4 protein-coding genes are annotated in these 3,097 nt (G+C 57.2%); 1 reads left to right on the top strand and 3 read right to left on the bottom strand.

Features of this window, described 5'->3' with window-relative positions:
* On the bottom strand, positions 1–891 hold an 891-nt coding region (locus AB7F49_RS39245), incomplete at its 3' end, for an aromatic ring-hydroxylating oxygenase subunit alpha (RefSeq protein WP_428533410.1).
* Between the two features lie 176 nt (positions 892–1,067).
* Between AB7F49_RS39245 and AB7F49_RS39240 the strand changes: the two genes are divergently transcribed.
* Positions 1,068–1,664 carry an NADPH-dependent FMN reductase gene (locus AB7F49_RS39240; RefSeq protein WP_428533407.1) on the top strand — a complete coding sequence of 199 codons (597 nt, stop codon included), beginning with the start codon at positions 1,068–1,070 and terminating at the stop codon, positions 1,662–1,664.
* 110 nt (positions 1,665–1,774) lie between these two features.
* Here the strand turns inward: AB7F49_RS39240 and AB7F49_RS39235 are convergent, their stop codons facing one another.
* Both AB7F49_RS39235 and AB7F49_RS39230 read right to left on the bottom strand, forming a co-directional pair.
* Positions 1,775–2,200: an acyl-CoA thioesterase gene (locus AB7F49_RS39235; RefSeq protein ID WP_428533404.1), complete on the bottom strand. Its 426-nt coding sequence runs from the start codon at positions 2,198–2,200 to the stop codon at positions 1,775–1,777.
* Positions 2,201–2,229: 29 nt separating this feature from the next.
* Positions 2,230–3,097, bottom strand: an 868-nt coding sequence (locus AB7F49_RS39230) for an FAS1-like dehydratase domain-containing protein (RefSeq protein ID WP_428533401.1), incomplete at its 5' end; no start/stop codon positions are given.

Raw genomic sequence — 3,097 nt, 5'->3', positions numbered from 1 at the left:
TATGTCGTCCTCGAACTCCTTGAAGCTCCCGAGCAGGGACATGTCGGACAGCTTCAGGTCCGATTGCGAGCGGATATTTTGCTCGGAATAGAAGCTCTTGGCCTTCTCCGCCTCGGCCTGCCGATCGATCTCGGAATAGCTCACATGGCAACCACCATTCTCGCTGACGATGATGCCGCCTTTCTGCGAAAGCCGGTTGATCTCGAAGGTCGTGAAGAACGTATGCAGGATGCTGGCGTGATAGCTGTCCTTGGTGTTCTCGACATAAAGCTTCCAGTTATTTGGCAAGATCTGCGTGAAGCGACCGAGCACTACTGGCTTGCGTCCGTCCAGAACCCGGCGGATGCGATCGAGCACCGCTTCGCCGATATAGGTCTCGATATCCTCCACGTCTTCGTCGAAGCTACCGAAGACCAGACCATAGAGCGTCGCGATCCGCATCTTCTTCGGCCCTTGCTCGGACATGCAGAAGTCCGTTGCGATGCCGCCCCGCCCGCGGATGCCATCCTTGAACGCGACGGCCACCAGGTCGCCCTGAAGGTTGTGCCGCCAGGCGTGATAAACGCACGTGAAATCTTTGACGTTGCCGCGATCTTCCAGCGCCAGCAGCGAACCACGATGCGCGCAGCGATTCTCAAAACCGTAGATCTCGCCATCCGTATCGCGCGTCGCGATAACGGGCTTCTCGCCGACATCGACCGCCACGAAATCGCCTGGCGCCTGCAGCTCCGCTTCTAGGCACAGAAAATTCCACGTCGGGCCCTCGAACAGCTTTTGCTTTTCAAGGGAATAGATGTCCTCGCGCTGGAACAGCCAATACGGCACGCGCCGCGCACCATCATCCTTGGACCAGGCAGGCAGATCGAGCGGCACGCGCGTCAGGTCATCCATGTTCCGATCGCCAGCTTGTTTGTCCAACGTTCGTTCGGTATACGAACATCGGTCGTTATATGGATTTTCTTTACAGACGGAGGTTTTTGATGTCAAGTTTTGCGCCGGTTGCGCCGCGCATCGATGGGTGCATACGGGGTGGCTTTTCAAGGTGACAATTCAAAAAGGCGGTTATCTTGATAGACTTGGTTTTTCTGTCCGCCAGCAGCCAGATCGGATCCGTTCACCGGCGGCTCGCAACAGCGGCCGCGGCGCTGACAAATCGCGAATTCAAGGACGTAGCTAAAGCCACGCTGATTGACCTGAACAACCTTGACCTACCGAATTTTTCCGAACGCAATGAAGCTACGAACGAGACGCCGATCCATGCGACCACACTCCGCAACCAGCTGTCACAGGCGGACGGGATGTTCATGAGCTCCGACGAATACACCGGGGCCTATTCCGCGCTCTTGAAAAATGCCCTCCGATGGCTGTCCTCGCTCGGCGCAAAGAGCGAAACACCACTACAGGGAATGCCGATCGCCTTGTGCGGGGCATCATCGAGAGGCGCTGGGTCGTTACGCGGCCAGCCGGCACTCGCGCAGTTGCTTGGCGAACTCGGTGCGCATGTCATCCCGCAATATCTCGAACTTGGAACTGCCGTGAGCCTGTTGGATGACCAAGGTCAGTTCCATCAAAGATTTGAGAAGCAGCTTGCTGAGGGCTGTCTCCACAAGCTGGTCCAGGCCGGGATGGCGCGTCGCTCGCAACACATGCTCGTCGTCGAATGACCAAGTAAATTGAAGACCGGCGGCAAGTACGCTCTGCTTTTTCGGCGACGCAACTTGGGAATAGAAAGACACGTTTCACAAGCAGTCGATGATCCCAACACACCCTGCAGTCAGCCTTCTGATGCATGTGGCGACGCAAGCAGATCCTTGAACGCGCCGGGGATTACGTCGGCCTTGATCTTGCCTTCGGCTGTCCGTACCGCCCACACGCGCATCTCGTATCCTTCAAAGATCACGACATCGCCGCGCATACCTTTGTAGGAGATTTTGAAGCTCTTCTCTCCCCAATTCGAGACCAGCGCATCCACCGAAATTACGTCTTCGTAGCTTGCCGGCGCTCGAAACTCTGCGTGTGCGCCGACCAGTATCGTCGCGAGGATAGAAAATCTTTCGATCAACTTCCTCTGATCCAACCCCGCCCTTCTCAGCAACCCCTGATATGCACAATCCATCCAGTAGAAGTAGTTCGGGTAGAAGATGATTCCTGCTTCATCGCAATCGCCCCAAGCGACCCGCAACTCAAATACGCCTGCCATTTTCCCCTCAGATCTATCGTTTTTGGTGACTAAAGCCTGCTGCGACCGACCGTGGTTTCGAACATCGCTCGCGCCGTTACTGCCGGTCGTCCGTACGGATCGTATGCCACGAGTCGGACCTCTTGATCCGACTCCCCCCGCCCCCGCAATCGGATCTGCGAATTGACAAAGAGCGGCTCAAGAGTACGAAACTCGAATTCCGTCGCAGGATTCGTGGCAGCTTTGCGGGCCAGTTCGCCAAGAAGAAGCGCGGTCAGCGGCCCATGCACCACAACACCCGGATAGCCTTCCTCGCGCGCATAGCTTTCGTCGTAGTGGATGCGATGCGCATTATAGGTCAGCGCCGAGAAGCGAAAGAGCAGAACGGAATCGGGGCTGATATCGAGATGCAAATCGGCGTCTGGAATGTCGCCATTCTGGGGCAACTGATTTGCAGACACCATTTGCTTATCGATGAAGACGTAATTCTGCTCTTCGACGAGGCAGGAAAATCCGTTTTGGCTGATCTCGTTTCGGGTTGTGACGAAGGTAAGCAGCCCTGAGCGACCCTGCTTCCTCACTGCCTTCTCGACCCGTTCATGACAGGACGCAGGTTCACCAAGCCGGAGAGGCTGAAACTGCCGGATCCGCGCGCCCGCGAACATAACGCGCGCCCACGCTGCGAGGCTTCCCGCACGTATGGGCAGGCCATCTTCTGCTGTTTCCGCGCAGTTCGGCGTCGGCAGGAAGTATAGCCAATGCCAGAGGATCGGCAGCGGGTCACCCTCGCGAAACTCTCCCCCGACGATGCCGAGCGCGGCGTTCCAGGCATTAGCGCGCCACGGATCTAGCCATCGGTGCGCTTCCCGATCATGCGCGTCCTCGTCGGGCAATGTGCTCCCGTCAACCATCAAGCTC

It is taken from the genome of Pseudorhodoplanes sp. (genome assembly GCF_050250235.1).
In the GTDB taxonomy this organism is placed as follows: domain Bacteria; phylum Pseudomonadota; class Alphaproteobacteria; order Rhizobiales; family Xanthobacteraceae; genus Pseudorhodoplanes.
This window is presented reverse-complemented; position numbering and strand designations above follow the sequence as displayed.